The 26702-nt window shown below is 39.3% G+C and carries 25 protein-coding genes; 22 read left to right on the top strand and 3 right to left on the bottom strand.

What is annotated here, in order from left to right:
* Window positions 1–546: an NADPH-dependent FMN reductase gene (ssuE, locus tag MHI18_RS21705; RefSeq protein WP_340850458.1), complete on the top strand. Its 546-nt coding sequence runs from the start codon at window positions 1–3 to the stop codon at window positions 544–546.
* A 37-nt stretch (window positions 547–583) separates the two neighbouring features.
* On the opposite strand, the gene MHI18_RS21700 is transcribed toward ssuE, so the two are convergent.
* Window positions 584–1477, bottom strand: a complete 894-nt coding sequence (locus MHI18_RS21700) for a MerR family transcriptional regulator (RefSeq protein ID WP_340850457.1) — start codon at window positions 1475–1477, stop codon at window positions 584–586.
* Window positions 1478–1620: 143 nt separating this feature from the next.
* Here MHI18_RS21700 and MHI18_RS21695 point away from each other — a divergent pair, with 143 nt between their 5' ends.
* The 13 genes from MHI18_RS21695 to glgA all read left to right on the top strand — a co-directional run bounded on the left by MHI18_RS21695 (window position 1621) and on the right by glgA (window position 17645).
* On the top strand, window positions 1621–3162 hold the full coding sequence (locus MHI18_RS21695; protein ID WP_340850456.1) for a phytoene desaturase family protein: 1542 nt from the start codon (window positions 1621–1623) through the stop codon (window positions 3160–3162).
* On the top strand, window positions 3159–4607 hold the full coding sequence (locus MHI18_RS21690; RefSeq protein ID WP_340850455.1) for a phytoene desaturase family protein: 1449 nt from the start codon (window positions 3159–3161) through the stop codon (window positions 4605–4607). Before MHI18_RS21695 ends, MHI18_RS21690 begins: the two co-directional genes overlap by 4 nt.
* The gene (locus MHI18_RS21685) at window positions 4607–5479 is read left to right on the top strand and encodes a phytoene/squalene synthase family protein (protein WP_340850454.1); all 873 of its coding nucleotides are present in this window, start codon (window positions 4607–4609) and stop codon (window positions 5477–5479) included. The genes MHI18_RS21690 and MHI18_RS21685 overlap by 1 nt, the downstream gene beginning before the upstream one ends.
* Before the next feature lie 40 nt (window positions 5480–5519).
* Window positions 5520–6194, top strand: coding sequence for a carotenoid biosynthesis protein (locus MHI18_RS21680; protein ID WP_340850453.1), 675 nt, complete (start codon window positions 5520–5522; stop codon window positions 6192–6194).
* The gene (locus tag MHI18_RS21675) at window positions 6163–6897 is read left to right on the top strand and encodes a lysophospholipid acyltransferase family protein (RefSeq protein WP_340850452.1); all 735 of its coding nucleotides are present in this window, start codon (window positions 6163–6165) and stop codon (window positions 6895–6897) included. The genes MHI18_RS21680 and MHI18_RS21675 overlap by 32 nt, the downstream gene beginning before the upstream one ends.
* A complete protein-coding gene (locus MHI18_RS21670; RefSeq protein WP_340850451.1) occupies window positions 6894–8012 on the top strand; it encodes a glycosyltransferase in 1119 nt (372 codons plus the stop codon). The genes MHI18_RS21675 and MHI18_RS21670 overlap by 4 nt, the downstream gene beginning before the upstream one ends.
* The gene (locus tag MHI18_RS21665; protein ID WP_340850450.1) at window positions 8009–9481 is read left to right on the top strand and encodes a phytoene desaturase family protein; all 1473 of its coding nucleotides are present in this window, start codon (window positions 8009–8011) and stop codon (window positions 9479–9481) included. The genes MHI18_RS21670 and MHI18_RS21665 overlap by 4 nt, the downstream gene beginning before the upstream one ends.
* A gap of 55 nt (window positions 9482–9536) precedes the next feature.
* Window positions 9537–10046 (top strand): G/U mismatch-specific DNA glycosylase, encoded by a 510-nt coding sequence (gene mug / locus MHI18_RS21660; RefSeq protein ID WP_340850449.1) that lies wholly within the window; start codon window positions 9537–9539, stop codon window positions 10044–10046.
* Window positions 10047–10774: 728 nt separating this feature from the next.
* A complete protein-coding gene (locus MHI18_RS21655; protein ID WP_340850448.1) occupies window positions 10775–11794 on the top strand; it encodes a glycoside hydrolase family 15 protein in 1020 nt (339 codons plus the stop codon).
* 185 nt (window positions 11795–11979) lie between these two features.
* Window positions 11980–13929, top strand: coding sequence for a 1,4-alpha-glucan branching protein GlgB (gene glgB, locus MHI18_RS21650; protein ID WP_340850447.1), 1950 nt, complete (start codon window positions 11980–11982; stop codon window positions 13927–13929).
* On the top strand, window positions 13919–15067 hold the full coding sequence (locus MHI18_RS21645; RefSeq protein WP_340850446.1) for a glucose-1-phosphate adenylyltransferase: 1149 nt from the start codon (window positions 13919–13921) through the stop codon (window positions 15065–15067). The genes glgB and MHI18_RS21645 overlap by 11 nt, the downstream gene beginning before the upstream one ends.
* Before the next feature lie 27 nt (window positions 15068–15094).
* Window positions 15095–16201, top strand: a complete 1107-nt coding sequence (gene glgD / locus MHI18_RS21640; RefSeq protein WP_340850445.1) for a glucose-1-phosphate adenylyltransferase subunit GlgD — start codon at window positions 15095–15097, stop codon at window positions 16199–16201.
* Between the two features lie 16 nt (window positions 16202–16217).
* A complete protein-coding gene (gene glgA / locus MHI18_RS21635) occupies window positions 16218–17645 on the top strand; it encodes a glycogen synthase GlgA (protein WP_340850444.1) in 1428 nt (475 codons plus the stop codon).
* On the opposite strand, the gene MHI18_RS21630 is transcribed toward glgA, so the two are convergent.
* The gene (locus MHI18_RS21630) at window positions 17634–17849 is read right to left on the bottom strand and encodes a hypothetical protein (protein WP_340850443.1); all 216 of its coding nucleotides are present in this window, start codon (window positions 17847–17849) and stop codon (window positions 17634–17636) included. The genes glgA and MHI18_RS21630 overlap by 12 nt on opposite strands.
* A gap of 143 nt (window positions 17850–17992) precedes the next feature.
* Here MHI18_RS21630 and cls point away from each other — a divergent pair, with 143 nt between their 5' ends.
* From cls to MHI18_RS21610, 4 genes are all read left to right on the top strand, one after another.
* Window positions 17993–19498 (top strand): cardiolipin synthase, encoded by a 1506-nt coding sequence (gene cls / locus MHI18_RS21625; RefSeq protein WP_340850442.1) that lies wholly within the window; start codon window positions 17993–17995, stop codon window positions 19496–19498.
* 93 nt (window positions 19499–19591) lie between these two features.
* Window positions 19592–20401 carry an exodeoxyribonuclease III gene (locus MHI18_RS21620; RefSeq protein WP_340850441.1) on the top strand — a complete coding sequence of 270 codons (810 nt, stop codon included), beginning with the start codon at window positions 19592–19594 and terminating at the stop codon, window positions 20399–20401.
* Window positions 20402–20421: 20 nt separating this feature from the next.
* A complete protein-coding gene (locus MHI18_RS21615; protein WP_340850440.1) occupies window positions 20422–20820 on the top strand; it encodes a cytosolic protein in 399 nt (132 codons plus the stop codon).
* A gap of 20 nt (window positions 20821–20840) precedes the next feature.
* Window positions 20841–21119 (top strand): HNH endonuclease, encoded by a 279-nt coding sequence (locus tag MHI18_RS21610; RefSeq protein WP_340850439.1) that lies wholly within the window; start codon window positions 20841–20843, stop codon window positions 21117–21119.
* Between the two features lie 25 nt (window positions 21120–21144).
* On the opposite strand, the gene MHI18_RS21605 is transcribed toward MHI18_RS21610, so the two are convergent.
* On the bottom strand, window positions 21145–22074 hold the full coding sequence (locus tag MHI18_RS21605) for a MerR family transcriptional regulator (RefSeq protein ID WP_340850438.1): 930 nt from the start codon (window positions 22072–22074) through the stop codon (window positions 21145–21147).
* 299 nt (window positions 22075–22373) lie between these two features.
* On the opposite strand from MHI18_RS21605, the gene MHI18_RS21600 reads away from it, so the two are divergent.
* From MHI18_RS21600 to MHI18_RS21585, 4 genes are all read left to right on the top strand, one after another.
* A complete protein-coding gene (locus MHI18_RS21600; RefSeq protein ID WP_340850474.1) occupies window positions 22374–22946 on the top strand; it encodes a histidine phosphatase family protein in 573 nt (190 codons plus the stop codon).
* Window positions 22947–22980: 34 nt separating this feature from the next.
* The gene (locus MHI18_RS21595) at window positions 22981–23646 is read left to right on the top strand and encodes an oxidoreductase (protein ID WP_340850437.1); all 666 of its coding nucleotides are present in this window, start codon (window positions 22981–22983) and stop codon (window positions 23644–23646) included.
* A 66-nt stretch (window positions 23647–23712) separates the two neighbouring features.
* Window positions 23713–25623, top strand: coding sequence for a sigma-54-dependent Fis family transcriptional regulator (locus tag MHI18_RS21590; protein ID WP_340850436.1), 1911 nt, complete (start codon window positions 23713–23715; stop codon window positions 25621–25623).
* Window positions 25624–25870: 247 nt separating this feature from the next.
* Entirely contained in the window at window positions 25871–26641 is a 771-nt protein-coding gene (locus tag MHI18_RS21585; protein WP_340850435.1) for a 3-hydroxyacyl-CoA dehydrogenase, read from the top strand.
* Window positions 26642–26702: the final 61 nt, after the last annotated feature.

Raw genomic sequence — 26702 nt, 5'->3', positions numbered from 1 at the left:
ATGAGTGAAATTGTAATTTTATCTGGGAGTCCTTCCTCCCCCTCACGAACAGATTTGGCGCTGGACTTTATAAAAGGAATTATTGAACAGCATGGATTTAAGGTAACGACTGTAAGCGTACGTGATTTCCCTGAAGGTGACTTAATTCATGCTCGGTACAATAGTCCTGAAATAAAAAAGTTCTCTGAGCTGATTGAAAAAGCGGATGGAGTGATTATTGGTTCTCCTGTATACAAGGCATCCTATACGGGTGTATTAAAAACGGTTATTGATTTACTGCCAGAAGGTGCATTAAAGAATAAACCCGTTTTACCAATCATGGTTGGTGGAAGTCCGGCACATTTATTGGCTATTGATTACGCATTGAAACCATTAATCGCCGTCTTGAAAGGACAGCCGCTTCAAGGAATCTATATAATAGACAAGAAAATTAACAAAGAAAATTTGTCAGCACCAATAGAGGATGAAAACCTATTACAACGAATTACAATTCAAGCAGAAGAATTTCGCGAAGCGATTCAAAAGGTACAGGTCATACACGTTTAAAAAGTAACAGCACTTCGGGTTATCCGAAGTGCTGTTTTCATTTCCGTTTAAACTCGATAAACCAGTTCTTCCACTCCTCAAGACCCCCATTTATTTGATAAAACGTTAAATCTGCAGGTAAGAAATTTGTCCCTTCACCCCCAATGACAAACGTGATGTCGTTAAAGGAACGTGATAATTTCGTTATCATTTCTTGGATGCTTTCACTGCTCTGTTTGATGGTCATAGAAATGCACACCAATCGGATTTGATTAACAGCAATCATTTTTTCTAAATAGTCTACAGGTGTATTTTGTCCGAGGAAATAGACCTGAACTCCACGTTTATTAAGAAATAGGGAAAACAATAACAGACCGATTTTATGCTGCTCGAGTTCTGGACAAAGAGCGATTGCCCGCACTGCCAACGGCTGCTCTGGTACCTCGATAAGAAAGGATTGAATCCTCCGTTCAAGAAAACTGCTGATTAAGTGCTCTTGCGCAACACTTAGTCTTCCGTCAGCCCATTCGTTCCCAATTCTATGTAAAATAGGGATAAAAATATAATGACAAACTTCTTCAAAATCATACATAGCGAGACTGATGTTAATTAGTTTATCAGCAAGCTTCATTTCGTAATTGATGAGTGCATCAAATAACTCTGCGGAAAAGTCCTCAAAGCTTCCTCCCCCGAATTGTGGGGGGATTTTTTTTTGGTTCTGGGATTCCATTCCCCTCCGTTTTTTTAAAAGCTCCATCGTTTGTCCTAATGAAATTCCCTTTTCTTCTTTTTGTTTCTTGACCCAAATAATATCATCGATATCTTCAGCAGAATAGAGACGATGCCCACCATCTGCTCGTTTAGGCTGGATAATTCCGTATCTCCTTTCCCATGCTCGTAATGTGATGGAAGAGATTCCGGTCATTTCAGAGACTTTTTGAATTCCAAACATAGTTACTCACTCACTTCCTGTATAACCAATGTATAAGTTTTTAGAAAAATTAACGAAAAACAATTGTACATATGTTATACATTCATTATAATAACATTATACAATACGTGTACATGATTTTTTTAAATTTAGGGGGAATAAATGTGGAAATAAATAAAAAAGTTAGTATTATCGGTGCTGGACCAGGAGGATTGGCAGCGGCAATGCTTTTGAGTTCCAAGGGGTTTGACGTCACTGTATTTGAAAAACAACCCTATATCGGAGGGCGCACATCAAGAATTACATTAGGTGATTATTCGTTTGATATGGGTCCTACTTTTTTTATGATGCCTCAATTGTTAGAAGAGTTATTCGAGTCTGTTAATCGAAATTTACATGATTACGTAGACGTTCAAGAAGTTGATCCGTTATATACCTTGAAATTCGAAGATGGCGTTTCGTTTTCTCCCACACGTAAAAGGGAAGAAATGCTCGCGTTACTTAAACAAACCTTTCCAGGTAATGAAAAAGGGTATGAACGTTTTATGACCAAGGAAGCAGAGAAATTTGATTCCGTCATGAAGCTTTTACAACAGCCGTTTTCAAAGCTGACAGATTATTTGACTCTAAATATGCTGACTGCTTTACCTAAAATAAATGCTCTCGATACAGTTTACGGACAGCTATCAACCTACTTTACTGATGAACGATTAAAATGGGCCTTTTCTTTTCAAACGAAGTATTTAGGGATGTCTGCTTGGAATTGTCCCGGAACGTTTACGATTCTCTCCTATTTAGAGCATGGATTTGGATTGTTCCACCCAACAGGAGGGTTGAATCAGTTATGTAAGGCAATGGCGGATGTGACGATTGAATATGGCGGCACGATTAAAACAGGAACTGGTGTCAAAAAGGTCATTGTTGAAAATGGAATCGCCGTTGGATTGCATTTAGAAAATGGTGAAATCGTTGAAACAGATGATGTCATTATCAATGCAGATTTTGGTCATGCAGCTACCCATCTTTTTGATCAAAAAGATTTGAAGAAATACCGCAAAGAAAAAGTAGAAAAGAAAAAACTATCATGCTCAACGTTTATGCTTTATTTAGGCATTGATGCAGAGGTAGAACTCCCACATCATATGATTCTCTTTGCGAAGGATTATAAAAAAAATGTCGATGAAATGACAAAAGAAATGGTCTTGTCTGCTGATCCATCTATCTATGTACATAATCCTTCTCGTATAGATCCTACCCTTGCTCCCCAAGGTAAATCTGCCTTAATGGTCTTAATGCCGGTTCCTAACCTTCAGGCCGACATTAATTGGGAAACAGAAAAAGAAACGATTAAAGAAGCTATGCTCAAGCGGCTGGAACAGGAGCCTGGGCTGCATGATATTCGTAAGCTTATAGAAACAGAACGAATCATTACTCCACTAGATTGGCAGAATGATATTTACGTCTATAAAGGGGCTACCTTCAGTTTTGCACACAGTCTTGATCAGATGATGTATTTGCGTCCGCATAACCAATTTGAAGATGTTCAACATTGTTTTTTAGTAGGCGGAGGTACACATCCAGGAAGCGGACTGCCTACAATATTTGAATCCGCAAAAATCAGCAGTGATTTATTAATCAACCAGTATCAACACAAAGAGCGAATTCAAAAAACTCTCAATACTGAAAAGGGAGTGAAGATGGTATGAAGATCGCTGTCATTGGAGCTGGCGTTGGGGGGATGACCTCCGCTTTATTATTAGCGAAACAAGGCAAACAAGTTACCATCTATGAAAAAGAAGCGGCGGTTGGAGGCCGGCTTGCTTATCAAGGAAACGGTCGTTATCAAATTGACCAGGGGCCGACGATTATTCTCCTGCCTGAGATGCTAAAAGAAATTCTTGCTGAAGCAGGCATACCGAGTAGTGCATTAGAGTTCATTTCGTGTGAACCGCTATATGATTTGCATTATTCGGATGGAAGTACGTATACAAAATACCGAGATTTACCTCGGCAGCTTGAAGAAATAGAAAAGGTATTTCCAGGTGAAGGGGCTCATTACTTACGTTATCTTTCTGATATGTCAAAGATATTTACAATTGGGGTGGATCGTTTTTTAAGTAAGTCCTTTAAAACAAAACGAGATTTCTTAACCCCTGAAAACATTAAACTATTGTTGCAATCCCGAGCTTATAAATCTATGAAACAATTCTTAGCTTCTTATTTTGACCATCCAAAACTGCAAGATGCCTATGCCTTACAATCTCTCTATATTGGAGGATCACCACTAGAAGCCCCTGCACTTTATGGATTGGTTTCGTATAGTGAGCATGCTCATGGTATTTGGTACTTAAAGGGAGGCTATGCCGGCCTTGCTGCTATTCTTGAAAAAGCATGTCTTGAACAAGGAGTGACCATTCATCGTGAAGCAAAGGTTGAGGAGATATTGGTTGAACAAAATGTTTGTAAGGGTGTGAAAGTCAATCAAACTATCAATTTATATGATGCAGTGGTATTTAACGGAGATTTCCCAAACCTTCCTGGATTGATTCCAGACAACAAACAGGTTAAGAAAAAAAACTACACCCCATCTTCAGGCTGTGTGCTCATTTATTTAGGTGTAACAAAGAGATTCCCTGCGGCCAAAACCCATCAATTTTTTATGGCCGATTCCTTCGACAACCATATGGAACAGGTATTTAAGACCAAACAGGTGCCAGAGGATCCTTCCTTTTATGTCTTCAATCCAGTGAGTATCGATGCAGAGGCCGCACCTGCTAACGAAAGCGTCCTCTACTTTCTCATCCCTGTACCATCTGGTCAGGACATTGACTGGGATCAAATAAAGGATGAATTGGTTCAAAAAGTAATCGACAAAGCGGAAACAGCCCTCTTTAAAGGCTTGCGAGAACATATTGTCTGGCAGGATATTCGTACGCCAGCCGATTCAATTAAAGATGGACTTTATCAAGGCGGCAGCTTCGGCATTGCCCCTATCCTCATGCAATCCGGTGGATTTAGGCCGCAGGTTAAGCCTTATAAAATTGACCGCTTATATAGTGTTGGCGCATCTGTTCATCCTGGGGGCGGCGTTCCGATTGTGATGCAGGGCTCACGTCTGTTAAGTCAACAAATTAAAAAGGAGCTGGGCTAATGAAAAACTCTGCCGTAATGCGTGCATGTGAAGAAATGATGAAGAAAGGATCTGCCAGCTTTTACAGTGCCTTTCAACATTTAGACTATCCTAAACGCGAGGGGGTCTTTGTCATCTATGCCTTTTGTAGAATGATTGATGATTCAGTTGATGAACCCGAACAATCTCCCTACACATTAAGCGAATTAAAAGATCAATTTACCCACTTGGAGTTTGCCGGCGGACATTTTATTTGGCCTTCACTACGGTGGCTTTTCAAAGAGTTTCCACTAACCAAAGAGCCATTTTATAAACAAATGCAAGGTCAAGCATCTGATTTGACCTTTACAAAGTACACCAGCTTGGAGGAATTAGACGTATATTGTGAGCAGGTGGCAGGATCGGTCGGACAAATGCTGCTGCCGGTCCTTCATAACCAGCCAACTAAAGAAATTGAAGAAGCTGGAATCTATCTGGGGAAAGCCATGCAAATTGTCAATATTATTCGCGATGTTGGCGAAGATCAGGAAAGAAGCAGAAGATATATTCCAAAACAGTTAATGGATAAGCATGGCTATTCAGATTCAGACTTTTCGCATGGTGTGATCGATGCCAACTTTACATCGATGATAAACGAGTTAATGAATCTAGCGGACCGTTGGTTTCTTAAAGGAATGACAAAGCTGGAAACATACCCCGAAAAAAGTGCTTTTTGTATCCAACTAGCGGCAGGATACTATGCCGCAATTATGGAACAGGTCGTTGTAAATAATTATCAGGTATACACAAAACGAGCCATTGTGACTGATAAGAAAAAACAGGAGATTTTTTTGAAAGCTATCACCTGTTCAGTTAAGGAAGCTTCATGCAGTGTGGTATCACGTGAAGCTTAGGTATCTATTTCTTGGTTGGTATACAGTGGGGTTAGTATTGATGGTGTTTTTTGAGGTGCCGCCTTGGCTTGAATTTTCAAATGGGCTGTTTTTAGTTTTTTATGCACTCAGCTTGGTCGAAACGAGTTTACCCGTATTCGAGACTCGTCGAGTGTTCCTTAGTAAAGCGGGCATCATCGCTAGTATAACCTTTGCCATCGAATACATTGGAATTAAAACAGGCTTTCCATTTGGTGAGTATTATTATTATCCGACACTTGGTCCATTAGTTTTAGGCGTTCCATTTACGATTGCACTTGCCTGGGTAGGCGTAATTTTAAACAGTTTGCTGCTGTCCAATCAACGCTCAAAGACCTTACGGGCACTGGAAACTGGATTTTGGGTAGTCTTGCTCGATTTAATACTAGATCCAGTGGCATATGTACGAAACTTTTGGCATTGGGAAGCTGAAGGCGGGTTCTTTGGCGTTCCTTTTGTGAATTTTTTAAGCTGGGGAATAATCGCTGCTTGTTTTTCCTTTTTATTTCCCCTAAGAAAAATTCCTGCAAGCAACCGTATATGGGCAATAAGAATCTATCAACTAATGATACTCTTATTTGGTTTGCTCGCTTGGAAAGAAGAATTACCTATTATTGCAGCTTTAGCGCTATTCATCATTCTTCTTTGTGAAGGGAGACATCAGCTTGATTACCGCCAAGAAAAGCAGACTCTTTAGCAGCATATTTTATCGTTATCAATCTTGCTATTTATTAAAAAGACATTTTTCAAAGCTATTAATCAAAGGGGAATTCGATCATCATTCATCACTTCCCGTACTATACATTGCTAATCATTGTTCATGGTGGGATGGATTACTCATATTCCAGCTTGCCCAACAGTACTCAGTAAACGAGCAATATATGATGATGGATGAAGAGGGCCTTAAAACGTACCCGTTTTTCCGTAAGCTTGGTGCATTTTCAGTTGATCGGAAGAATGGCAGTCAATTACGACAAAGCCTGAAATATGCAGAAAACCTCTTAAAAGATAAGCATAATGTGTGGCTATTTCCTCAAGGAGAAATTGTTCACCAAGAGCAAAGACCACTACAGTTTGAGAACGGGGCAGGCTTTCTCATTAATCGCTTTGATGAAGTGGCAATTAAGCCTGTGAGTATTTATTATTCCTTTAGTCAGCTTCAAAAACCCACAGCATCACTTGTTTTTGGCGAGGCCATTCCTATCAAAGGAAAGCAAACTGAACGTGGCGCCTTGACAATCCAGCTTGCAAGTATTCTTGAGACTCAAATGAATACTCATCGAGAGACGACTATAGGGGATATTGACTTTTCACAGGATGAAGCGTTCGTGCCAGCGTTTAAACAGGGGAAATCAACGAGTGATTTATACAATGCTTGGAAAAGAGGAGGGAAGAAATGACACTGTTTCTCAGCATAATTGGTGGCACCTTACTTTTTCAATTCCTTTTTGTTTGGTGGAATTTACGGCAATTTCCTCGCTTAGCCCATGTAGATAGAAAGATAAGTAAGCCATCTTTATCCATCTTAATACCAGCCCGCGATGAAGCGGACAGGATTGAGGAATGCCTATTATCCATTGTCAATCAAACCATGCTTCCATCAGAAATTTTGGTGCTGAATGATAATTCAAGTGATGAGACAGCTTATATTGTTAAGGAATTAGCAAAACGCTATCCCATCATTACCTTACTAGAGGGGAAACCGCTTGAAAAAGGTTGGCTTGGAAAGTCCTATGCTTGTCATCAACTGGCATTGGCAGCAAAATCAAACTGGTATTTATTTTTAGATGCAGATGTCAGATTGGAACGAAATGCGATGGAAGCAATCTCTGTTTTAACCAAACAAGAAAAGGGGATGATTTCCGGCTTTCCAAAGCAACAAGTTGATAGCTGGCTGGAAAAAATCGTTGTCCCAATGATGATGTTTTTGGTGGCCTGTCATCTGCCAGTCAAGCTGGTCCGTGCATCATCAGACCCTCGGTTTGCTGCTGCTCATGGCGGCTTTATTCTAATCGAACAAAAGGTGTACAACCAAATTGGCGGACATTCTGCTATCCGATCTACGCTCATTGATGATATTGAACTAGCAAGGCTGGTAAAAAAACACGGCTTTACTTTTACTCTCGCACAAATCAGTGAATATGTTTCAATGAAAATGTACCAAAATGCTGCAGAGGTGTGGAGTGGGTACCGCAAGAATATCTTTCAAGGTGTGAATCGGAACTTTTTTCTCCTTTTCCTTGTTTTTGGTTATTATAGTCTTTTGTATCTTGTCCCGCCAATCTTCGTGGTGATAGGGATTATGTCTGAATCTGCCCTTATTTATCCTGGAATCATATTTATGATGGCTGGAGCTGCTATTAAAGCAATAATCGATCGTGCTAACCGATTACCTTGGTATTATGGCTTCTTGATTCCACTCAGCATTTGTATGGTAATTGTCATCGGTTTAGATAGTGTGCGCATCGCTTGGTCGAAAAAAGGATACCTATGGAAAGGGAGGAGCTATACATGAAGAAAGTTATAATCATTGGGGGAGGTCTTGGCGGGCTTTCATGTGCGATTTCCCTGGCTGCAAATGGGTACCAGGTAACCATAGTTGAGAAAGAAGCGACGCTTGGTGGAAAGTTGAAGCGAATAGAAGAAGACGGCTATACGTTTGATTTAGGTCCGAGTACGATTACGATGCTTTCGGCTTTTGAGGAAGTATTTCAACAAGCTGGAAAAAAGATTGACGATTATTTGCACTTCTATCGAATTAACAACATGACTCGACATTTTTTTAGTGATGGTCATTCACTTGATCTTACCGATATACCGGAAGATATGGAAAAGCAAATCGCTGAATATAGTTTCCGTGATGCCAAACAGTATCGAGCCTTTCTAGAACACTCTCAGAAAATGTACCAAATAGCTGAAAAACGGTTTTTAAATACATTATTACTGCGTTGGCAGGATCGTCTAAATCTGCAGCTGCTAAAAAGCTTTGTACAAATAAAACCGTTCACGTCGATCAATCAAAGCCTATCTTCCTTTTTTAGTCACGCTAATTCACAGGCTCTTTTTGGCAGGTATGCAACTTATGTAGGCTCAGCGCCGAATCAAGCTCCGCAGATTTTTACGATGATGGCTTTTCTAGAGGGGAAATTAGGGATTTTCGGAGTGACAGGCGGCACCTACTCGATTGTTTCAGCTTTCGAAAAACTAGCTGTGGAACTTGGAGTTACGATTAAAAAAAAGTGCGAAGTACATAAGATTTATGTTGAATCAGCTACGGTGAAGGGAGTAGAAACGGCAGAGGGCCTATTGCAAGCAGATCTTGTGGTGGCTAATGGCGATGCCTTGACCATTTACCAGCAGTTACTTGATGAAGCTCACCGGTCATCGATGACTAATCGTAAACTAGCAAGCTATGAGCCTTCCCTGTCAGGGTTTGTCCTTTTATTAGGCGTAAGTAAACAGTATCCACAACTTGAACATCATACCGTATTTTTTCCCGAAAACTATCAAGAGGAGTTTAAGGATATCTTCATAAAGAAACAGCTCCCAGACAACCCGGCTATATATATTTGTTATTCAGGTAATTCTGAAGCTAGTCTAGCGCCTGAGGGACATAGTAATCTATTTGTTCTCATCAATGCACCATATATAACTGAGCAATATGCTTTCGATCAAGTTAAAACCAAATATGCTGATAAAATCATTCAAACGTTAGAAAAAAGGGGGCTGAGTAACTTAAAGCAAAACATCATGTATCAAAAAATCATCACTCCAAGTGATCTTGCTGCGTATTCCGGCGCTCATAGAGGAGCTATTTACGGCATGTCCTCTAATACGTTTACACAAGCTTTTTCTAAAATTAGAAATAAGTCTAAAGATATCAAAAACCTATGGTTTGTTGGAGGCAGTACTCATCCTGGCGGGGGTACCCCTATTGTGACAAAATCAGGTCAGCTTGTTGCTAAAGAGATTATGAGGGAATAGATACTTTGGTTAGCTTGTATTATACTAGAGGGACTTATAGTCAAAGGAGTAGAATATGGATTATATTCCAGATCATCTTGATAAAAACTTACGCATTCTTTTTATCGGTTTTAACCCAAGTATACGTTCAGGAGAAGAGGGACATCACTATGCAAATCCGGCCAATCGATTTTGGAAGATTCTTCATGATTCAGGCTTAACACCCCGTAAGTATTTACCTAAAGAGGATGCATCCTTGCTGGAGCTTGGATATGGGTTCACGAATATTGTATCGAGACCCACAGTGGGAGCAGCGGATATTACGAAAGAAGAATACATGATTGGGCGGCAGCAATTGAAAGAAAAAATCCAAGCTTATAAGCCTAAATATGCTTGCTTCGTGGGCAAGGGTGTTTATCAGGAATATTCACGAAAGAAAAAGGTGGAATGGGGATTTCAAAACCCGTCAATCGTTCCGGGAACCATCGATTTTGTCGCTCCCTCATCGAGTGGATTAGTACGAATGAAAATAGAAGACGTAATAGATATATACCGAGAACTTGCCGAAGTATTAAAAAATAGGTGAGGTAAACAGTTGGTTATAAGGCTAACGTCAGGCTGTCGAAACTTGCGACAGCCTTTTTTTCTGCGAAATATAGGAGATGATTTTACTTTCTCCACACTCGCCAATATACAATAAAGTAGTCATACATCGTTTGTTTGGATTGAGGCAGACTGATAAACAGGTGAATTGGACCGATACAGTAGCCGCTTAGACTGATACAAGCATCAATTAGACCGATAAAAATTTGGTGGACTGATACTTGCTCAGGTTTGACCGATATATGTATCTGGCAGACCGATAAATAGTCTAGTTAGACCGATATCAATCTACAGCTCGCGTTCCATTCTGATTAAAGCAGCTAAGGGTGGTGAAAATTCTTGAACTAAATGGAATGAGGGACTTTAGTTCGAAAAAATGGGACAAAAAGATACTTTTTTTTACAACCTTAAAATGGCTTACGGGCAGACTGGTTTTTATTTTTAAAAAGTATTAAATTGTTTTAGCTATGACCGATACATTCTATATAAGGACCATATACCTAGTGCACAGTCCTTACAGACCATCGATTCCTAGCTAAAGGTGTAGGCAAGTGTTCATTTTAGTAGAATATCCTTTCCTTGATTATCAAATGAACAGGTATCTACATAAACTATCATATGTAAATCAACTTGTTCGGACTTATTTTTATTCATTTATTGAAAGCGCTTTAAATAAACAATGAAAGCTGATAAAAAACGGGGGTGTCTAACATGAAATTAAACGATGCGCTTGATGTATTAGATCGGATGCGTCTTCCCAATGGTGCGTATACAGCGAGTATCTCACAAGACTATAATTATGTCTGGATACGTGATGTGGTCTATACGGTACTGCCATTCCTACAAAGTCCTTCTGAACGGTATGAAAAAGCTTATCATGCTTTGTTTGATCTTTTTAAAACGTACGAATGGAAAATTGATATACATCGTGAAAAGAAACCTATGTATCTCTTCGAGCATATTCATTCTCGCTATTCGACGGAATTAAAGGAGATCAGTCAAGAGTGGGGACATGCGCAGAATGATGCGCTAGGAGCCTTCTTATGGGGAGTTGGGGAGGGCATTCGGCAAGGGCAAAAGATTATTCGAGATGAAAAAGATCTGTTGATGGTTCAAAAATTAGTAGACTATCTAGAGTGTTTACAGTACTGGGAAGCACATGATAATGGAATGTGGGAAGAAAATATTGAATTGCATGCTTCAAGCGTGGGAGCTTGTGTAGCTGGTTTACACTCGGTGAAAATGCTGGTAAATGTCAATGATGAATTAATTCAAAAGGGTGAAGAAACATTGCGTTTTCTCCTACCACGAGAAAGCATAACCAAAGAGACAGACCTTGCCCTCTTGTCCCTTGTTTATCCTTATCGAATTGTTGATCGGAAAACAGCACTAAAAATTGTGGAAATGGTTTCTGAAAAGCTGGAGCGGACAAATGGCGTTATTCGGTATGCCTATGATCAATATTATAATGAAGGCAGCGAAGCAGAATGGTGTTTTGGCCTTCCTTGGCTGGGCTTATGTTATTTTGAATTAGGTATGTATGAGAAAGCTTATGAATATGTCATGAAAACAGAACGAATTATCCCTGATAATTGGGAGATTCCGGAACTATATATTGGTGGAATCAATGTACCAAACGGAAATACACCGTTAGCTTGGTCTGTTTCTCTTTCCTATCTGTTTTTAAATCGCATGAGTATGTCTTCAAATCAATTAATGGGCAATAATTAATATCATTTCATTTATCCGAAAAATCCTTCAGAAATGGAGGTTTTTTTTGTTTTATTGATATGAAAGCGTTTTTAATATAAAGTTATATCTTTAATTAAAGGATTTTATTTATCGAAGGGCGAATATTTTATAGGAGAGTAGGGTAAAGAGTAAGAATTACCATTAAATTGGAGGAGGTGTAAGAAATGGAAAAAATGTTTGAAGTACCCGCACAACTCTTTCCAAGTGATTTTGACGTCTATCTTTTTCATGAAGGAACATTATTCGAGAGTTATAAAATGCTTGGCGCGCATCTGATTTCAGAGGAAAATTTCCATGGAGTCCGCTTTGCAGTTTGGGCGCCCCACGCCAAAAATGTTTCTGTAGTGGGGAATTTTAATGCTTGGAATGGCGGTCAAAATCGAATGCAGCGATTAGCCTCTTCGGGGATATGGGTGGGGTTTATTCCAGATCTTAAAAAAGGAGAGATATACAAGTACGAAGTGACTGGTCCAGGCGGAAAGAAAGAATTAAAGGCGGATCCATATGCTTTTTATTCAGAGCTTCGGCCGGCAACCGCTTCGGTAGTCTATCCTTTGGATACATATAAATGGAATGACCAAAAATGGATGACCAAACGCAAGAAGACGGATATTTACCATAAACCAATGGCCATTTATGAAGTTCACCTTGCATCATGGAAGCAAAAAGAAAATGGCGATTTTTATACATATCAGGAACTTGCTGATGAATTAGTGGAGTATGCAGTTGAAAATGGCTTCACACATATTGAATTAATGCCTGTCATGGAGCATCCGTTTGATGGTTCATGGGGCTATCAGATTACTGGGTTTTATTCAGCGACAAGCAGGTACGGAACTCCTGAACAATTAATGTACTTTATTGATCGCTGCCATCAAAGAGATATAGGGGTCATTCTCGACTGGGTACCTGCACATTTTTGTAAAGACATCCAAGGGCTTGGACGTTTTGATGGAACCCCCCTATACGAATCGGCGGATCCCTTGCGAGCTGAGAGACCGATTTGGGGGACATATAGTTTCGATTATAGTAAGCCTGAAGTTGTAAGTTTCCTCATTTCAAATGCAATGTTTTGGATGGACGTCTATCATGTTGACGGATTCCGCATTGACGCAGTATCCTCTATAGTTTACTTAAATCACGATAACCCATTACCTGTTAAATTATCCAATCAATTTGGTGGAGATAAGAATTTAGAAGCCATTGCCTTTTTAAAAAAGTTGAATGAAACCATCTTTCAGAGGTATCCTGGCGTACTAATGATGGCAGAGGAAGCAACTGAATATCCACTGGTAACTGGTCCAACTTCTGCTGGCGGGCTTGGTTTCAATTACAAATGGAATATGGGATGGGCGAATGACATACTTAAATATATGAAGCTTTCTGTAAATGAACGTCCCAAGCATCATCATCTTTTAACTTTTTCCTTTTTTTACGCATTTTCTGAAAACTATGTTCTTCCGTTTTCACATGATGAAATGGTTCATGGAAAGCGATCATTAGTCAACAAAATGCCTGGCGACTATTGGCAAAAATTCGCTAATTTACGCCTTTTATTCGGATATTTATTCACACATCCTGGAAAAAAGCTTTTATTTATGGGCAGTGAGTTTGGGCAGTTTGATGAATGGAAATACCGGGAAGAAATGGATTGGATGCTTTTAGATTATGAGTCACATTCTAAATTTTTTAACTATTATAAAGAATTAAATAAGTTTTACAGAGAAACGCATTCGTTATGGCGTCTTGATCATGAAACAGAAGGGTTTGAATGGGTTGATGCTGATAATACCGGCCAGAGTGTTATCACCTTTATACGTAGAGGAAAACGGAAAGGCGATTATTGTTTAATCGTTTGTAATTTCTCTGATTCTGTTTACCGGGACTACAAAATAGGGGTTCCGACGAGTGGTCTGTATTATGAAGCCTTTACTAGTGACGCAGAATCTTATGGCGGTTCAGGTACGTTCAATGCAGATTTCATTCAGGCGGAGAAGGTTCCTCATCATAATCAACCTTGCAGTATGGAAATAACAGTACCACCGCTTGGAATGGCCATATTTAGGAAGCAAACAAAAAAACGGCAGAAGGGAGTCAATTTAAATGGCATCTAAAAAATGGGTAGCAATGCTTCTAGCAGGTGGTCAGGGATCGAGACTCGGAGAATTGACTAGTGATTTAGCAAAACCAGCCGTACCATTCGGCGGTAAATACCGGATTATTGATTTCACATTAAGTAATTGTACACATTCAGGAATTGATACAGTAGGGGTGCTGACACAATACCAGCCGCATATTTTGAATTCCTATGTAGGGAATGGGCGTCCTTGGGATCTTGATCGGAATTACGGCGGAGTTGCGCTCCTGCCGCCATATAAGGATAAAGATGGTGGTGAATGGTACAAAGGCACAGCGAATGCCGTCTATCAAAACTTTCATTATATTGATACGTATGATCCGGAATATGTACTCGTCATTTCAGGCGACCATATTTATAAAATGGACTATAACAAAATGCTTGAGGCTCATATTGCCAAGGGTGCACATGCGACGGTTGCTGTCATTGAGGTACCGTGGGATGAAGCACACCGCTTTGGGATTATGAATACGGACGATACAGATCAGATTATTGAATTCGACGAGAAACCAAAAAATCCCAAGAATAATCTTGCATCGATGGGGGTTTATCTATTTAACTGGAAACATCTTAAAAAATATTTGACCGAAGATGAAAAAGATATAGGTTCCAGCAACGATTTTGGCAAGGACATTATGCCTAAAATGCTCAATGACGGAGCTAATTTGCAGGCATATCGATTTACTGATTATTGGAAAGATGTAGGGACAGTTGAAAGCCTATGGGAAGCTCATATGGATATGCTTGAAGAACCGACTGTCTTTGAACTGGAAGATCCGAACTGGCAAATTTACGCAGGGAATGCTAATCATCCGCCGCAATATATTTCTGAAGAGGCTGATGTCACACAGTCCTTAGTCAATGAGGGATGTATGGTATCAGGCAAGGTTGTTCATTCTGTTTTATCTTATAATGTGCAGGTTGGAAGCGGCTCAATCATTAAAGACTCAGTGATTATGCCTAACGTGAAGATTGGCAAAAATGTCACGATTGAGAAGGCCATTATCGGCAGTGATACCGTTATTGAAGACGGAGCCGTTATTGGTGCACATAAAACGGGCATTACATTGATTGGTGAAAATCAAACCATTTCATCAACGTATGCAAAGTCGTAAGATCATTAAATTGAGGGGGTAGCTTATATGAGTAATGTACTGGGTGTAATTAATCTCGTCAATGAACGACCAATATTAAAAGAGCTGACCCATCATCGTTGTCTTGCTTCTGTACCATTTGGAGGCCGGTACCGGATGATTGATTTTACCATGTCGAACTTTATGAATGTCTGTGTCAGTAAAGTTGCTATTTTTACGAAGGATAAGTACCGGTCTGTAATGGATCATCTCGGTTCTGGAAAGGAATGGGATCTTGATCATCGCTCCCAGGGCTTGTTCATTCTGCCGCCTATTCATCCCGATGAACAAATCAAGGGAGATATTCAACAATTTTATGATCACTTAGAGTTTTTCAAACGGGCTACGGCTGATACTGTGATTATCGCGCCCGGTCATCATATTAGTAAAATTGATTTTAATGAAGTGGTCCAAGAACACGAAAATTCTGGTGCGGATATCACGGTCCTATATAAGAATTATGATGGAGAAGCCGTTCAAAAACCGATATACCATCAGTGTACGCTTGATTCTAGAGGAGAAGTACTTGATATTGAGTTGTATACATCACCTTCCACAGGCGATCATGTATGTCTTGAAACGTATGTGATACGGAAACAATTATTAATCGATTTAATCAAGAAATGTGTGGAGAATGAGGAATACGATTTTTTGAAAGATGCAGTAAAAGCAAATCTAAAATACCTTCAAGTTCAAGGCTATGAATTTGCTGGACATATGCCGTTCATACATTCACTTTCTACGTATCACAAAAGCAATATGGAGTTCCTTAACCCTGATATCATTAACGACTACTTCTACAATTCTTGGGATGTTTTCACAAAGGTAAAGCATGAAGCACCAGCTAAATATGCCCTTTCCTCAAAAGTGTCTAATTCACTGATTGCGAATGGATGTTTCATAGAAGGAACTGTTGAAAATAGTATCATTTTTCGCGGTGTAAAAGTGAAAAAGGGTGCAGTTGTTAGAAATAGTATTATTATGCAAAAGGGCGATATTGAAGAAGGGGTTCATATTGACCATGTTATTACAGATAAACAAGTAATCATTACGAAAGATCAAACGATTACGGCCAGACAGCAGCCCACTGTAATCAAAAAAGGCGAAGTCGTGTAATGGAGGGTTTACGAGCATGAATGTTTTATTTGCAGCATCAGAGTGTGCTCCTTTTGTAAAGACAGGGGGACTCGGGGATGTCATTGGCGCTCTTCCTCTTTCACTTAACAAAGAAGGAGCAAACGTCAGTGTTATCTTACCTAAATATGGTGATCTTTCACAACATTATAAAGATCAAATGCAATGGATAAAGAGTATTGAAGTACCGGTAGGCTGGAGATCAAAATTTTGCGGCATTGAAACATATGATTATCAGGGGATTACAGTCTATTTCCTTGATAATGAATATTACTTTAAACGGCACGGCAGTTATGGGTTTGGAGATGACGGCGAACGGTTCGCTTTCTTCTCTCGAGCTGTGCTGGAAGCTTTGCCATATCTCAAGGATCAGCCGGATCTCATTCATTGCCATGATTGGCAAACAGGGTTGATACCTGTTCTTTTAAAGGCTCATTATGATAAGCATCCCTATTATGAAAACATAAAAACGGTCTTTACGATTCATAATTTACGGTATCAGGGTGTTTACTCAAAATCGGTTTTATCAGACTTATTAGACTTAAGCGAACTGTATTATCATATGGATGGGTTAGAGTTTTATGGGAATGTCAGCTACCTTAAAGCTGGACTAGCTTATGCAGATTGCATAACGACCGTAAGCAAAACCTATGCAGCTGAAATCCAAACACCATATTATGGTGAAAATTTAGATGGTTTCCTTCGTAAAAAAGGAACTAAGCTGCATGGAATTGTTAATGGAATTGATGATTTTTCCTATAACCCTGAGCGTGATGAACAGATATTTCTGCCTTATGAAGATAGCGAGGGGAAGGCGGTCAATAAGAAGCATCTACAAGAATTACTAGGGCTGCCGGTACGAGATGACATACCTCTTATTTCAATCGTTACGCGTCTGGTAGACCAAAAAGGAATTGACCTTATTCTCCATATTTTTCATGAAATGATTGGTCTGAATGTGCAGTTTGTCGTTTTAGGGACAGGAGATCAGCGGTATGAGGATTCCTTTAGGTATTTTATGGACATATACCCTGAGAAAGTGTCCGCACAACTGTATTTTGATGAAACAATGGCAAGAAAAATTTATGCGGGGTCTGATATGTTCCTAATGCCTTCAGCCTTTGAACCATGTGGAATTGGACAGTTACTGGCATTTCGTTATGGTACATTGCCGATTGTTCGCGAAACAGGAGGATTAAAGGATACGGTGATTCCTTATAATCAATTTACAGGAGAAGGAAATGGTTTTAGCTTCGCTAATTATAATGCTCATGAATTACTGCATACGATTGAACAGGCAGTTGCTCTTTATCGATTTGAACCTAAAAAATGGGGAAAACTTGTCTCGCGTGCTATGGAACTTAATTTTAGCTGGACTGCCTCTTCACAGCAATATCTTGCGCTATATAAAGAGTTAAAGGATTGAATATAAAAAAGGACCGTTTTCGGATTGTTCCGGAAAACGGTTCTTTTTATGTTTGCATTCAAGCTTTTGTAGGGTGTCTTTCTTTGTTTTCGCTTTTCGAACAACAGGAACTATTGCACCCCATGTTCCTCGACTGTTTGTCACGTCATACAACCCTTGATTCCGGTTTTTCTTTCGCAATTTTGCTGCTCTTGATTTGGACATTCTCCTCACACTCCCAAGTAATTTTAACTTCTTACACACTATATAACTATTTTTCTCATCTTGTACAGAGTATGTTGGTTTCTGAATAGAGGTACAATGGGTATATATAGAGAATTAACTACATAATTTTGAGGGATGATGACATGAGAAGACGCCGCAGTGAGTTTATTTACTTAATAATTTTAGCTTTATCCATGTACATGATGGTGTTTAGTTCCGCTGGTTTTCTGGTCAAATTGTTTTTTGGGGTATTATATACAATCGCCCTCTTTGTCACTTTGTTTTCTTTAATGTTGGAGAATAGATCCTCCCATCATACGCTTTTATGGATGGGGATTCTCGTTTTCTTACCAATTGGAGGATACATTTTTTATCTATTTTCTGGTCAGTTATACTTAAAGGGGCATCTATTTAAAACGAAACGGAGAAAGGACCGGGCCGAATGGAAAGATCTTGTCAATGATATCACGGATCCTGATTTGTCTTTTTTGAATGATCATCAAACATGCTTTTCTACTTTTGCCAAGAACACCTCACAAACTTCCTTTAGTACAGGGACGAATACGAAGGTGTTAAAAAACGGCAAGGAAACATTTCCTGAAATTATCACGGAATTAGAAAAAGCGCAGAACTATATACATATTGAATACTATATTTTTCGGTCGGATCGAATCGGGAAAAAAGTCATGGAGATACTTAGTGACAAAGCAAGAGCTGGTGTGGAAGTATTATTTACTTTTGATGCTGCAGGAAGCATGAAATTAGATAAAAAGGCAATCCAAGATATGAAAGATGCTGGGGTCAATGTGCAGCCTTTTCTTCCTCTAAAGTATGGGTTCTTTAATCAAAAGTTAAATTTCCGAAACCACCGAAAAATTATTATCATTGATGGGAAGGTTGGTTTTGTCGGTGGGCTAAATGTTGGGGATGAGTATTTAGGGAAAAATAAAGAAATTGGATTTTGGCGTGATACCCATTTGAAAGTGGAAGGGGAAGCAGTCTACACGCTGCATACTGTTTTTCTGTTGGACTGGGAATATGTAAGCGGTGAAGATGTACTTACTGAACGTCCACAGCTCAAGCAGACTGATAAAAAGGGAGATGGAGCGGTACAGGTAGTTGCCAGCGGACCAGACACTCAGCAGGGAATTATGAGTGATTTCTATTATGGGCTCTTCTCTTGTGCTACAAAATCGATATGGATTGCTACGCCTTATTTTGTACCAAATGAAGCGATACGGGCTGCCTTGAAAGTGGCGGCAAAAAAAGGGGTTCAAGTACGATTAATGATTCCGAAGATTAATGATGGATTTCTTACTCAGTATGCCAGCCGGTCATTTTTTACGGAACTTCTTAACGAGGGTGTTGAGGTTTATTCCTATACAAAGGGGTTCCTTCATCAAAAGGTCATAATTGTTGATGGGGACATGGCCTCTATTGGTACGGCAAATATGGATATGAGAAGTTTTCATTTAAACTTTGAGGTGAATGTATTCATGTTAGAAAACTCATCGATTGCTGATCTTGTCTCACATTATGAATCAGATATCCTCGACAGTGAACTTGTAGAGTTAAGTGAGTATAAACAACGCAGCTTAGGTGAACGTTCAAAAGAGTCGTTTGCACGATTATTTTCAGATGTATTGTAGATTGAAGCATGGATGTAGGAAACATGCGGAATTAATAGTATAGTAGTGTAGTGTTAGAAAAATAATTAAGCAACAAGGAGTTTAAAAGAGCATATGAAGCTGATTTCTTGGAATGTAAATGGGATTCGTGCGTGTGTAGGAAAAGGCTTTCTTGAATATTTCAACACTGTCGATGCGGATATCTTCTGCCTACAGGAAATAAAAGTACAAGAAGGACAAATTGAGCTGGATTTACCCGGGTATAATCAATATTGGAACTATGCCTTAAAAAAAGGGTATTCTGGTACAGCTATTTTTACTAAAGAAAAACCATTGTCTGTTCATTACGGAATTGGTATTCGCACGGAAGAACCAGAGGGACGGATCATTACGTTGGAATTCGAAACCTTTTATATGGTTAACGTATATGTCCCAAACGCAAAGCGTGATTTAACTCGTTTGGATTACCGTCTTGAATGGGAAGATGAGATTCGTGCCTATCTTCAAGAGCTTGATCAAATAAAGCCGGTAGTTTTCTGCGGGGATTTAAATGTTGCCAAGGAAGCTATTGATTTACGAAATGCGAAATCCAACAAAGGCAATTCAGGATTCACAGTTGAAGAACGAGGCAAGCTGACCGATTTATTAGCTTCTGGTTTTGTGGATACCTTCCGTTATTTCTATCCTGAACGTGAAGGCAGTTATTCCTGGTGGTCGTATATGAGTAAAGTCCGTGAACGAAATATTGGCTGGCGGATTGATTATTTTATTGTTTCAACTTCATTAATACCTGTATTAAAGGATGCTTCGATTCATTCCGAGGTGCTTGGAAGTGATCATTGTCCAATCTGTCTTGAAATGGATATTCCTGAAAAAACAGCGATAATGAACCAGAAAAGTGGACAGATTATAGAAGTAGAGTGAAAAGAGGAGGATTTTAACGTATGAAAACCTTTAATGTGAGCTTCCACCAAGAAGATAATGTGGATGTTATGCAGATTCAAAAATTAACTGAGCAGGAATTTACCACTTCAACTACACGTGGAACACGCCGTTTGTTTGAATTGGATACAAACGTAGGTTACTTCGTGTTCTTTGATGCGGAAGATGATGGAGGAAATATTTCATATCTCGTTCTTCAATATGAAGAAGATAATGAAGAACCGAATGGCTGTTACTCTTTTGAAATGAAAGATTTTTATGAGTTTCTGGCGTTATATACATTAGGTATGAACATGGATGATGAGGAGGATGAAAGTGAAGAAGAAGCAGACCCTATTCATCATCTTGCCCACTTGCTCTACCATATAGTTGAAGAAGGGAATGCAGTCATTCCAGACTGAAGGTAATGAGGGATTGATTGATGAGAACTTGTGAGCTTTGTGAGAGGGAAGATATTGAACTAACCGTTCACCACCTCACACCAAGAGAAGAAGGAGGCAGTCATATGCCGACTGCCATGCTTTGCAAAGCCTGTCATAAACAAATTCATGCACTCTATTCAAACCGAGTTCTAGGGATAAGACTAAATACAATCTTGCTTCTTCAAGATGACGAAGAGTTAAAAAAATACCTAAAATGGGTTAAAAAGCAACCAGCTTCGACAGCTGTGCGAACAAGAAAATCAAAACATAAATACTAAAAACGGCTTTCCATTGGGAAGTCGTTTATTTTTTTATCGGTTTCGCACCGAAGAGTTTCCACCATGATTTCTTATCCTTTCCTGCAGCTGCTTTTCTAAAAGAAGAAACCATATCCTGAAAAGCATCCTCTCGATCGCGTATGGCGAACGTTAATTCTTTTAGATTCTGTGTCATGGTTTCCACGAAATGCTCTTGTTCATCATGAAAGACATTGGACACGTTCTGGATTTCTTTATGAGCTTCTTTAACGGTCATAGCAGCCTTACTCATCGTATTGTTATAGTCTTTTGATGATCTAGTAATCTTTTTAGAGAGTCGTTCTATGGTTTCTTCGGAAGCTTTGGTAATGCTGGTTGTGAGTGTTCCATACGTTTCAGAAGTAAGTTCATGTGTATTAATAATCGTATCTGTCAGCCGATTAATTTCTTCCTTTCTCTTCTCATTAGATCGGTGAATTGATTTTGAAACGCTCTGTACTGTGTCTAGCGAGCCCTGATAAATATCATTTTTTAATTCATCCATCATACTTTGGACATTAGTCTGCATAACCTGTTTAATATCAGTCAGTAAATCTTTTTTATACAATTCCATCGCTGAGTAGAACTTTTCAAAGTCCGTTACTTCAGTTTCTGGGGGACTTGTTTTAAGTTCAGTTGCAGCTTTTTTCGGCAATAGAGTTTCTACAGGACCCGCAGCGGCTTCACTTTCTTCAGAATTTTTTTCTAAAATCATTCGTATCATCTCTTTACTCAGATTTTTTGCCCGCATATCCTTAATCTTTTCAAGCATGGAAATTTCTTTTTCCGTATAAAACCTCGCTCCTTGCTTTGAACGGGGAATCGTCAACAAACCCTTTAAATCCTTTTCCCATTGTCTAATCGTTCCAACACCAGTATTAATTCGTTTAGCAACATCTTGAATTGTGTAAGCTCTGTTAATCAAATCATTTACCATCATGTCAGCCCCTTATTGAAATAGTTTAAAAAATCAGATGTAGACTATATTCTGCAAACCCTTTTAGATATTCCTGCCGAGTGACAAAAGCTCTTAAAACGTTTGAAAATACTGCAAGTTTCACAAAAATAGCAAAAAAAGCCGAAATTTAGATGGGTAAATGGCGGTTGTCTTGATTAACTGCAGTTTTTGAAGAAAGATAAAATTTATTCCTTTTTTTGCAGGTAAATAGTTTGATTATTCTGTTAAAAATGTATAATAATAAATAACCACTATTAGTTAAGAAAGGATTGATGGGTATTACAACCATTTGTTTAGTAAGGCATGGAGAGACGGATTGGAATGCTTGTGGCAGATTACAGGGAAAGACGGATATTCCCCTAAACGATAAAGGAAGAACGCAAGCTAACCAATGTGGAATGTATCTAGCTAAATCAGATTGGGATGTTATTATATCCAGTCCGCTTAAACGGGCGGTAGAAACAGCCGAAATTATCAGTTCTTACATCGTTCAACCGACAATCCTGACGATGGTGGAATTTATCGAACGTGATTATGGTGATGCGGAAGGAATGACTTTTACAGAAAAAAGGATGGCTTATCCGGATAAACGATATCCGAATAAAGAAAAACGGGAGCTTTTTGATAACCGAATTATGGATGGACTATGTAAGATTCAAGAAGCTTACCCGAATAAACGAGTTGTTTTAGTGGCTCATGGAGCAGTGATTAAGGCGTTATTGAATAGTCTGTCTTCAGGAATCATCGAATCCAATCATACAAGATTGCAGAATGCTTGTTTAAGTAAAATAGAATTTCAGTTTAACAGCTGGAACATTCACGAATATAATCAAACCACACACCTGTTATAATAGACTAATCAAACAAAAAAGGACTGGAATAGACATGTCACAAAAAACAGCATTAGTCTTAGGCGCTACAGGAATGGTTGGTACGGAACTTGTCAAACTAATCAGTGCACGCAAGTATTATCAGACCATTAATCTGCTGACAAGACGACCGATTAATCTTCCGGATCAGACGATAAATCAACAAGTTATTGATTTTGACCAACTCGAAAAATATGCAGATCTGTTCCAAGTACAAGATGTTTATATTTGTTTAGGAACCACTATAAAAGCGGCGAAAACCAAAGAAGCATTTCGGACGGTGGATTATGAGTATGTTGTGAAAGCGGCTAAACTAGCTAAGCGAGGAAACATGGAAAAACTGTTGATCATTACAGCAGCTGGTGCTGATCCAAGGTCTCGTGTATTCTACAGCCGTGTCAAAGGAGAGGTAGAGGAAACCTTAAAAAGTATGGGATTACCCTCTCTTCATATATTTAGACCTTCTTTGCTGCTTGGTGATCGAAAAGAATTCAGGCTGGGAGAAGCAATGATGGGAAAAGCAAGCAACTTTCTTGCTAGAATCATGATTGGCCCCTTACAGCCATACCGCCCCATTCATGCCGCAACCGTAGCAGCTGCAATGTTTAAAACCGCCCAGACTACCCAACAAGGGACCCATGTATATTCGTCAAAAGACGTTGAACGATTGGGTTCAAGTTAACCATTTGTCAACTAAACAGCACGGAAACGTTGGTTCCGTGCTTTATAAACAGGAATGGAGGTCCTTATGTTTGACTCATTAATCAACGAAGAAGTGTTGAATAATAAGGAACATTATGAAAGAAAAATTCGTGAAGACTGGGAGTACTTAATAGAAACAGGGAAGTTTCCTGAAAACCAACGAACTACGATCACATCATCTTGGAAAAGATGTCTTCAGTATGGCCTAAATCCTTTAAGCCATTCAGTCCCCACCCATAATGAATCAATTCCAAGCAAAGAAGAAAACCACTTATTAACGGATATTGCAATTCCTCTGACAGCACGAATCATCGAATCAAGATCAAATGAAGAGCTTGTGCTGGGATTGATTAACGCCGAAGGAAACCTCATTCATCTATCTGCGAGCCATAGTATTAAAGACCAAATACCCTTAGGATCGAATTGGTTGGAAGAAAGCCAAGGAACGAATGCTGCCGGGACAGCTCTTTTTGAGAAAAAACCATTACAAATATTTGCAGAAGAACATTTTTGTCGAAACTTACACCATCTATTTTCTTCCGCAGCGCCTATTCGAGATCCCTTCACACGAGAAGTTATCGGTGTCTTAACGCTGGCAAAAGGAAAAAATAAGATGGGAGTTCAGGATTTATTCAGTACAGTTACCATTGGACATAAGATTGAACGGCAAATAAGTGATACCTTAATAAAGCATAATAACTTTGCTCTACAATCTCTGTTTAATAATTCGAAAGCACCGTTTACTGTTTTTAATAATGCTGGGCGAATTACTTTTTTTAATCAAGCGGCTCAACAGGCTTTTTCTCTGAAAATAGGCGATGTATTCTCTACCTTCATTGAAGGCAATCCATTTTTGGCACAAACAGACTATCCATATACTAAATACGGAATAGAATGGAAAATAAGGGTGCAGCCATATAAAATAGGTGCCAATTTATACGGTGGAATTGCCGTATTTGATCAAGTAAATAGGAGAGAGGCTCTTTCGAAAAGAAAAAAAGAGGGCACAAGATACCAGTTTTCTTCCATTATCACGGAGCATAAGGACATGCATAAAGTTATATCATTAGCTAAAAAAGCCGCACTTTACGAAAAGACTGTTCTACTTACGGGGGAGACGGGTACGGGAAAAGAAATGTTTGCTCAATCAATACACGCTCATGGAACCCGTCAAGGAGCATTTATCGAAATTAATTGTGGTGCTGTTACTCGTGAATTGGCTGCTAGTGAAATGTTTGGCTATGCAGGGGGTGCCTTTACAGGTGCAAATCCTAAAGGGAATCCTGGTAAATTCACATTAGCCCATCAAGGAACCATTTTTTTAGATGAAATTGGAGATCTGCCGCTTGAAGCACAAGCGTTTTTATTGAGGATCTTAGAAGAAAGAACGGTGGTACCAGTAGGAGGCAGCAAGCCGGTACGCATTGATGTACAGGTCATTGCTGCGACCAATAAAAACTTACTGCAGGAAGTGAGTGCGGGAAACTTTCGAGAAGATTTATATTATCGTTTAAATGTCATTCATCTTCGCATTCCACCGGTAAGAAAGCGAAGGGGCGATATTCCAATCCTGGTTAAGCATTTTCTCAACCAACAAGCGGGCCACGATAAACCATTGACGATTAGTGAAGAAGTGAAAGATTTCTTTGACGCCTTTCCATGGCCGGGAAATATCCGTCAGTTGAAAAATACAATAGAGCACGCCGCATTTTATGCCGAAGAATCAATGATAACGATAAATGATTTGCCGGAGGACATGTTCGCTGAGGAAGGTGGAGCAGGAGATTTTTATAGTCGAAATAAAACAGTAAAAAATCAGTTTACACACCAAGAACTCAGTCGTGTACTTCAAAATAATGAAGGCAATATTACCAAGACAGCTCAATTCCTCAATGTTTCTCGGGTTACTATCTACAGGAAGCTTAAAGAAATTAATGAAATGAAGATTAATCAATGAACAGTTACACTATTACACAAATATGGTTTACACCATTACACTGTTACATGCTATGGAATACAGATAAAAAGAAGAATATAGGGATATTTTAGTAACCGCTTACATTATATCTCTGTTGGCATAGTTATTGCATATTATCTAAACGTTGGGTGAAATTTTACATAAAACAGCAAATCGTACTGGTGAGGGAGATACACATAATCAACGGAACTACTCGCTAAATAATCAAAAACATGGAGGATTTACAATGAAAATTTCTAATAAAGTGGCATTAGTTACAGGTGGTGCATCTGGTCTTGGAGAAGCAACAGTCGAGAACATTATTCAGCATGGAGGAAAAGCAGTTATCATCGATTTATCTGAAGAAAAGGCTAATAAACTGATTGAAAAGCATGGCAGTGAAAAGGTCTTGTTTGTCAAAACGAATGTAACAAGTGAAGAAGAAGTACGTCACACCCTTGACCAAGCAGTTGAACATTTTGGTGAGTTTCAGATCCTAGTAAATTGTGCGGGAATCGGAGCTGCATCAAAGGTGTTGAACAAGGGGGTTGCTCATGATCTAGGAACCTTCCAAAAAGTCATAGAAGTTAATTTAATTGGTACCTTTAATGTGATTAGACTGGCAGTCGAGAGAATGTCCTTAAATGAACCAGATGAAAAAGGAGAGCGAGGGGTCATTATTAACACAGCATCGGTTGCCGCTTTTGATGGGCAAATCGGTCAAGTCGCATACAGTGCCTCAAAAGGGGGACTTGTGGGAATGACGCTTCCGATTGCACGAGAATTAGCTCGCTATGGTATCCGTTGTATGACAATTGCTCCAGGGTTGTTTGAGACACCGCTGTTTGCAGCTGCATCCGATAAGGTGCGTGAAGCACTTGGAGCCATGGTACCTTTCCCTCAGAGACTTGGCTATCCAGAAGAATATGCACAGCTGGTTCAAGGAATCGTCGAAAATACGATGCTTAACGGAGAAGTCATCCGCCTTGATGGAGCCATTAGAATGCAGCCAAAGTAAGTCAGCTAAACGAATAATTTGCTGTATTTGATTTTGTGAAATTAAATAATGAGGGGGAGAA

It is taken from the genome of Peribacillus sp. FSL H8-0477, assembly GCF_038002765.1.
GTDB lineage: Bacteria > Bacillota > Bacilli > Bacillales > DSM-1321 > Peribacillus.
This window is presented reverse-complemented; position numbering and strand designations above follow the sequence as displayed.

Bases quoted from the DNA above. Each gene is read 5' to 3' on its own strand.
- ssuE (WP_340850458.1), top strand. From the start codon at position 1: ATGAGTGAAATTGTAATTTTATCTGGGAGTCCTTCCTCCCCCTCACGA.
- MHI18_RS21700 (WP_340850457.1), bottom strand. From the start codon at position 1,477: ATGTTTGGAATTCAAAAAGTCTCTGAAATGACCGGAATCTCTTCCATC.
- MHI18_RS21690 (WP_340850455.1), top strand. From the start codon at position 3,159: ATGAAGATCGCTGTCATTGGAGCTGGCGTTGGGGGGATGACCTCCGCT.
- MHI18_RS21685 (WP_340850454.1), top strand. From the start codon at position 4,607: ATGAAAAACTCTGCCGTAATGCGTGCATGTGAAGAAATGATGAAGAAA.
- MHI18_RS21680 (WP_340850453.1), top strand. From the start codon at position 5,520: ATGGTGTTTTTTGAGGTGCCGCCTTGGCTTGAATTTTCAAATGGGCTG.
- MHI18_RS21670 (WP_340850451.1), top strand. From the start codon at position 6,894: ATGACACTGTTTCTCAGCATAATTGGTGGCACCTTACTTTTTCAATTC.
- MHI18_RS21665 (WP_340850450.1), top strand. From the start codon at position 8,009: ATGAAGAAAGTTATAATCATTGGGGGAGGTCTTGGCGGGCTTTCATGT.
- mug (WP_340850449.1), top strand. From the start codon at position 9,537: ATGGATTATATTCCAGATCATCTTGATAAAAACTTACGCATTCTTTTT.
- MHI18_RS21655 (WP_340850448.1), top strand. From the start codon at position 10,775: ATGAAATTAAACGATGCGCTTGATGTATTAGATCGGATGCGTCTTCCC.
- glgB (WP_340850447.1), top strand. From the start codon at position 11,980: ATGGAAAAAATGTTTGAAGTACCCGCACAACTCTTTCCAAGTGATTTT.
- MHI18_RS21645 (WP_340850446.1), top strand. From the start codon at position 13,919: ATGGCATCTAAAAAATGGGTAGCAATGCTTCTAGCAGGTGGTCAGGGA.
- glgD (WP_340850445.1), top strand. From the start codon at position 15,095: ATGAGTAATGTACTGGGTGTAATTAATCTCGTCAATGAACGACCAATA.
- glgA (WP_340850444.1), top strand. From the start codon at position 16,218: ATGAATGTTTTATTTGCAGCATCAGAGTGTGCTCCTTTTGTAAAGACA.
- MHI18_RS21630 (WP_340850443.1), bottom strand. From the start codon at position 17,849: ATGTCCAAATCAAGAGCAGCAAAATTGCGAAAGAAAAACCGGAATCAA.
- cls (WP_340850442.1), top strand. From the start codon at position 17,993: ATGAGAAGACGCCGCAGTGAGTTTATTTACTTAATAATTTTAGCTTTA.
- MHI18_RS21620 (WP_340850441.1), top strand. From the start codon at position 19,592: ATGAAGCTGATTTCTTGGAATGTAAATGGGATTCGTGCGTGTGTAGGA.
- MHI18_RS21615 (WP_340850440.1), top strand. From the start codon at position 20,422: ATGAAAACCTTTAATGTGAGCTTCCACCAAGAAGATAATGTGGATGTT.
- MHI18_RS21610 (WP_340850439.1), top strand. From the start codon at position 20,841: ATGAGAACTTGTGAGCTTTGTGAGAGGGAAGATATTGAACTAACCGTT.
- MHI18_RS21605 (WP_340850438.1), bottom strand. From the start codon at position 22,074: ATGGTAAATGATTTGATTAACAGAGCTTACACAATTCAAGATGTTGCT.
- MHI18_RS21595 (WP_340850437.1), top strand. From the start codon at position 22,981: ATGTCACAAAAAACAGCATTAGTCTTAGGCGCTACAGGAATGGTTGGT.
- MHI18_RS21590 (WP_340850436.1), top strand. From the start codon at position 23,713: ATGTTTGACTCATTAATCAACGAAGAAGTGTTGAATAATAAGGAACAT.
- MHI18_RS21585 (WP_340850435.1), top strand. From the start codon at position 25,871: ATGAAAATTTCTAATAAAGTGGCATTAGTTACAGGTGGTGCATCTGGT.